Source organism: Clostridia bacterium, assembly GCA_017410375.1.
Classification (GTDB): Bacteria; Bacillota; Clostridia; order RGIG6154; family RGIG6154; genus RGIG6154.
In genome coordinates this window covers 1-5204 of sequence record JAFQQW010000026.1, presented here as the reverse complement: position 1 = coordinate 5204, position 5204 = coordinate 1, and the positions used below count along the sequence as shown (strand labels likewise).

The window sequence follows — 5204 nt, the reverse complement described above, 5'->3', positions numbered from 1 at the left end:
TATGGCATTTCCAAGCAAAATTGCAAGGTCGATACCCGAAAAGCTGATATCTTTAACATTTTTGTGTGTGAACTGCAGTAAAATACCTTTTTCTCTTGCTTCGTCCGTTTTCTGACTGATAACCGCATCCACACTACTGATGCCGCAAAGTCTGTCTGCCCCGTCATTGGTGACAAGCTCTAATTGCTCGGTAAGCGACTGCATCAAGGCTTCGGTATTTCCATCCTTCAATTCAGAAAGCGCGCCCATCAGAAAATGCTTGTGGTCATGGCGGATACGCATAATTTCATGGTTTTGCCCCAACATCATGGTGTACTGTGCCGTTTGCATTTTGATGGTTTCTTCTGCCCATAGCAGGCGGTTTTCGTTTTCTGCATTCTTTTGCATATCATCAATGATATAGAAAATTAATGCGTTTGCCACAACCAACATAATCATACTTAAAAGTCCGACCACACGCAAGGATGTCATATGTAAAAAATACAGAACATAGTATTCAAACCAAACCACAAGTCCGGTTGCCAGGGGCAATAAATAAACAGCAAGATATTTCTTTTTAAACACACCTAACAGCTTTTTATGTTTTGCACGGCTGATAACATAGCACACAAATATATTAAGGCTCTGCGAAAATAAAACACCGATATAATCATAGATACCCTTCTCCGCTTCAAGCATTTCTTCCGAGAAGGTAATCATAATAGTTAAGCCGACAACCAGCTCGACTGCCGACATAACCGCCATAAACAAAAACGATAAAAGCACACGCATATACATTTTCATGCTATATGCCTGACAAATCATAAATGACCCAAGCAGCAAAAGACCCGGCTTAAACAAAGTGTCCCCTGCAGCCAGCTGTGATGTGTAAAACATCACTACCGCTATCAAAATCATTAAAGGTTCACTTTTTCGCTTCCGCTCGCCAAATGCCGAGAAAAACAGACGAGTCCCCAACACCAACGCAATTGCGTTCATGGTCGTAAGTATTATTGCATGTATCCAGCCTAAATTCATAAATTAAACCATCCTTTCAATATACTCAGAAAATACTCTTCTGACCTCTGTGCGTTTCCGTACACTTACAACCACCATATCGCCGTTACGCATCAAAACGCCTTCCCGGCGGAATCTCATAATATGATTCAGATTTACAATTATGCCTTTATGGGTCTGATAGAATCCATGAACAGACATTACACGCAAGGCGTTTTTCAAAGAATCCTGCACATCAATTTTTTCAGTCATAGTATGTATCAGAAGGTGCTTCTAAAAGCTTTCAATATAACAAATATCCGCTATGGGAATACGCAAAGCACCGTCATTCCCTCTTGCCACATAATCCGCGTGAGAATTCTTATAAAACGCAAGCGCTCCGCGGATAACGTTTTCAATTTTTTCATTCGGGTCCGTCTTTAACAAATAATGAAATGCATTGCAGTCAAATGCTTCAATAGCAAACTGCGGATAATTGGAAATAAAAATAATAATCGTTTTTTTATCCATTTCATAAATACGGTTTCCGATTTCAATGCCGTTAAGCCCGGGCATGTCCACATCCAAAAACACCATATCAAATTTTTCGCCCGTCTCAAAAGAATTCAGCAAAGCCTTGCCGTCTGTGAACATACTCCATTCCGTATCCTTGGGCAAGGATGTTTTTTCCAGACGCTCCCGTATCATTTTCAAGTCAGTTTTACTGTCTTCACAAATCGCAATTTTCAAATTTATCCCACCTTTTCTTTGTATTTTTATTATAACACAAGAATAAGAACGAGGCAAGTCTTTAGGAACAAACGTCGCGTTTTGAGGAACAAACGTTGCATATTTCGACAAAAAAACGAGCTTACGCTCGTTTAGATGTGCAATATTCGCATTATATTTTTCAGTTATTTACAGAATAAATTACTGTAACATCCGGATGAAGCTGTAAAACAGAAGCGGGAACTTTTGGTGTAATCGGTCCGTAAAACGCCTTATGCAGAATTTCTTTTTTATTTTCTCCGCTTGCAATCAATAGTATTTTTTTCGCCTGCATAATAGAGCCCATACCCATGGTTATTGCTTTTTTGGGAACTTCGTCAACTGACGCAAAAAACCTTGCATTTGCTTCAATAGTTGAAGGGTCTAAGTTTACGACATGCGTTTCTTTTGTAAAAACATCATCCGGCTCATTAAAACCAATATGTCCGTCAAGCCCTATCCCGAGAAGCTGTAAATCAATGCCGCCAAGCTTTGCAATCAAATCATCATATGCTGTGCCTTCCTTCAAAAGGTCTTCTGCGCAGCCATTTGGCACATAGGTATTCTCCATACCAATATTAACCTTTGAAAACAGATTTTCATTCATAAAATACCGGTAGCTCTGCGGATTTTCGCCGGAAAGCCCCACATATTCATCTAAGTTTACCGAGGTCACGCGTGAAAAATCCAATTCTCCGTTTTTGTGCATATCTGCCAGACAATTATATGTTCCGACAGGACTGGAGCCTGTTGCAAGACCCAAAATACTCTGAGGGTTTAAAATCACCTGCTCCGCAATCATGCGTGCCGCTTTTTCGCTAAGTTCTTGGTAGCTTTCAACTGTCAAAAAATTCATTATGCATCACCTTTCATACTTTTTTCACTATATTATTCGCTGTTTTAACAATACAATCAGCAGGAATCACTCCTCTTAAAGCGGTCAACGGATATACTCTTGTGTTTTTTCCGATAATCGTTCCCGGATTTACAACACATCCGCAGCCCACATCTGCGCCATCTGCTAAAATACCGCCAATTTTACGGATACCCGTCTCATAATCCTGATCCGCATGGATAACCACAGGTTTTCCGTCCGATTTTAAATTTGAACAAATAGAGCCGGCTCCCATATGCGCGCGGTTTCCCAAAATGGAATCTCCAACATAATTATAATGCGGTACCTGAACACCATCCAGCAAAATGCAATTTTTCATCTCGGTAGAGTTGCCGATCACACAGTTTCTGCCCGTAATCACATTTCCTCGTATAAACGCACCGGGACGGATTTCTGTACCTGCACCGATAATTGCAGGTGCTTCGATTACAGCTGTAGGGTAGATTTTAACATTTTCACCTACAAATACCCCTTCTGAAATTTCTTCAAAGCCTTCCAGCCCGTTTTGAAGCAATTTGTTTATATATGCCTTTATTTCGGGCAACATCTCCCAAGGGTATTTATGCATACCGAATAATTCCGTAAGATACGGCGTTACACATTCAAATAAATCTTTGGTTTCTGTAAGCTTATTCAACACCATGTCCCCTTTCGATAATGGTATTTACGATTTTTTCTGCATATTCTACACACTTTTCATCAGTTTCGCTTTCAATCATTACACGAATGACCGGTTCTGTACCACTCTGGCGAAGCAATGCACGGCCTTTTCCGTCAATTAATTTTTCAACCTCTTTCAGGCTCTGCAAAACAACTGTATCTGAAAGCACTGCCGCTTTATCTTTAACCCGAACATTTTGCATATACTGCGGATAAAGCACAACAGGCGCCACAAGCTCTGCCAAAGTAAGCTTTGAATCGCAGATTTCTTCAGCAATCATAATAGCGGTCAATATACCGTCACCCGTGGTAGCATATTTTTTCAAAATGATGTGTCCGGATTGCTCTCCGCCCAAACCGTAATCGTTATTTTGCATGCACTCATACACAAAGCGGTCACCCACATTGGTCTGCACACATTTCATTCCCGCCGCTTCCATACTGGAAATCAAACCGCTGTTGGACATAATTGTTGCAACAACAACATTTTCATTCAGCATATCTCTTGCCTTTAGTCTTTTTCCCAGAACATAGAGCATTTTGTCGCCGTCTACAACGTTCCCGTTTCCATCCACCGCAATACATCTGTCCGCATCCCCATCAAAAGCAAAGCCCACATCCAGATGCTGTTCTTTTACAAGGCGGCATAAATTTTCGATATGTGTAGAGCCGCAGTTTTCATTGACATTTAAACCATCCGGCTCCGCGCCAATCACTACGGTTTGTGCACCAAGGGCGGCAAATACGGCTTTTGCAATCATCCAGGAAGCACCGTTTGCACAATCAAGACCGATTTTCAGGTTTTTATAAGAATGAGATGCAACTGAAATCAAGTATCCCAGATACCGATTTCTGCCGGAAGAATAATCAATGATGCAACCGATTTTTTCTTTTGTTGCAAGAGGTAAATCAGGTGCAGAAACACCAATCGCCTTCATATCGCCATCGAGGTATGCTTCAATCAACGCGGTGGTACTGTCATCCAGCTTTTCGCCAAATTTGTTTATAACCTTAATACCGTTATCATAAAAAGGATTATGCGATGCCGTAATCATAATACCGCAATCAAATTCATCCTGTCTTGTTACATAAGATACGCTGGGGGTTGTTGTAACATGAAGCATATACGCATCTGCACCGGATGCCGTGATGCCTGCTACAATAGAATATTCAAGCATATAGCTTGATCGTCTTGTATCTTTACCGATTACAATACGCGGACGGTAGTTACCTTTTGTACAGCCGGAAAGCTCCGAACCGTAATACCAGCCCAGGAAACGCCCTACTTTGTATGCCTGCATAGAAGTAAGCGTTACATTTGCTTCTCCTCTGAATCCATCTGTTCCAAAATATTTATTTCCCCTTGTTTTATTTTGTGTAAGTTCAATTTTATCATGCAAAAGTTCATCGGTAGAAACATTAAAAATTTCACAGAGTTGCAAAACCTTATCAATCTGCGGAAGTGCCTGATCCATTTCCCATTTGGAAATAGACTGTCTGGACACTTCAATTTTTTCTGCAAGTTGTTCCTGTGACATACCTGCCATTGTGCGCAAATGTATAATTTTTTCTCCTATTTTCATATTTACCCTCCACTTAAAAAGTTTACATTATATATATTAGCAGATAAAATATATTTTTGCAACCAACTTTACATTGAATCTTTTGCAACCTAAAGTTGCGTTTTTCTGGACAAACAATAATCCTCATCAGTTATTTTATGCTTTTCATTCCATTTTATGCACACTTTTGTTGACATTTTAACAAAAAAAGGGAATGTAAAAAAAGTCCGGATCGCAAAAACGCGAGTATAAAGGCGAACAAAGTTTGTGCAAACTCACGAGAAAGACACGAAATGAAGAAAACACGCAAAATTTTGCGCGTTTTCTTTTGATAAATGCGTTTT

At 40.2% G+C, this 5204-nt stretch carries 6 protein-coding genes; all 6 read right to left on the bottom strand.

The window, feature by feature from the left end; translation table 11 throughout:
* Positions 1-1017: hypothetical protein (locus IJE10_04390; protein ID MBQ2967348.1), on the bottom strand; the 1017-nt coding region annotated here is incomplete at its 3' end.
* A gap of 3 nt (positions 1018-1020) precedes the next feature.
* Positions 1021-1248, bottom strand: coding sequence for a LytTR family transcriptional regulator DNA-binding domain-containing protein (locus tag IJE10_04385; protein ID MBQ2967347.1), 228 nt, complete (start codon positions 1246-1248; stop codon positions 1021-1023).
* Between the two features lie 21 nt (positions 1249-1269).
* Positions 1270-1725 (bottom strand): response regulator transcription factor, encoded by a 456-nt coding sequence (locus IJE10_04380; GenBank protein MBQ2967346.1) that lies wholly within the window; start codon positions 1723-1725, stop codon positions 1270-1272.
* Between the two features lie 160 nt (positions 1726-1885).
* On the bottom strand, positions 1886-2599 hold the full coding sequence (gene nagB, locus IJE10_04375) for a glucosamine-6-phosphate deaminase (GenBank protein ID MBQ2967345.1): 714 nt from the start codon (positions 2597-2599) through the stop codon (positions 1886-1888).
* A 13-nt stretch (positions 2600-2612) separates the two neighbouring features.
* Complete coding sequence (locus IJE10_04370) at positions 2613-3281, bottom strand: UDP-N-acetylglucosamine pyrophosphorylase (GenBank protein ID MBQ2967344.1); 669 nt, start codon at positions 3279-3281, stop codon at positions 2613-2615.
* On the bottom strand, positions 3268-4773 hold the full coding sequence (gene glmM / locus IJE10_04365) for a phosphoglucosamine mutase (protein ID MBQ2967343.1): 1506 nt from the start codon (positions 4771-4773) through the stop codon (positions 3268-3270). The genes IJE10_04370 and glmM overlap by 14 nt, the downstream gene beginning before the upstream one ends.
* Between the last annotated feature and the right edge of the window lie 431 nt (positions 4774-5204).

What these genes read in the sequence shown, in the direction of transcription:
- IJE10_04385 (MBQ2967347.1), bottom strand. Translation starts at nt 1,248, where the DNA reads ATGACTGAAAAAATTGATGTGCAGGATTCTTTGAAAAACGCCTTGCGT.
- nagB (MBQ2967345.1), bottom strand. Translation starts at nt 2,599, where the DNA reads ATGAATTTTTTGACAGTTGAAAGCTACCAAGAACTTAGCGAAAAAGCG.
- IJE10_04370 (MBQ2967344.1), bottom strand. Translation starts at nt 3,281, where the DNA reads ATGGTGTTGAATAAGCTTACAGAAACCAAAGATTTATTTGAATGTGTA.
- glmM (MBQ2967343.1), bottom strand. Translation starts at nt 4,773, where the DNA reads ATGGATCAGGCACTTCCGCAGATTGATAAGGTTTTGCAACTCTGTGAA.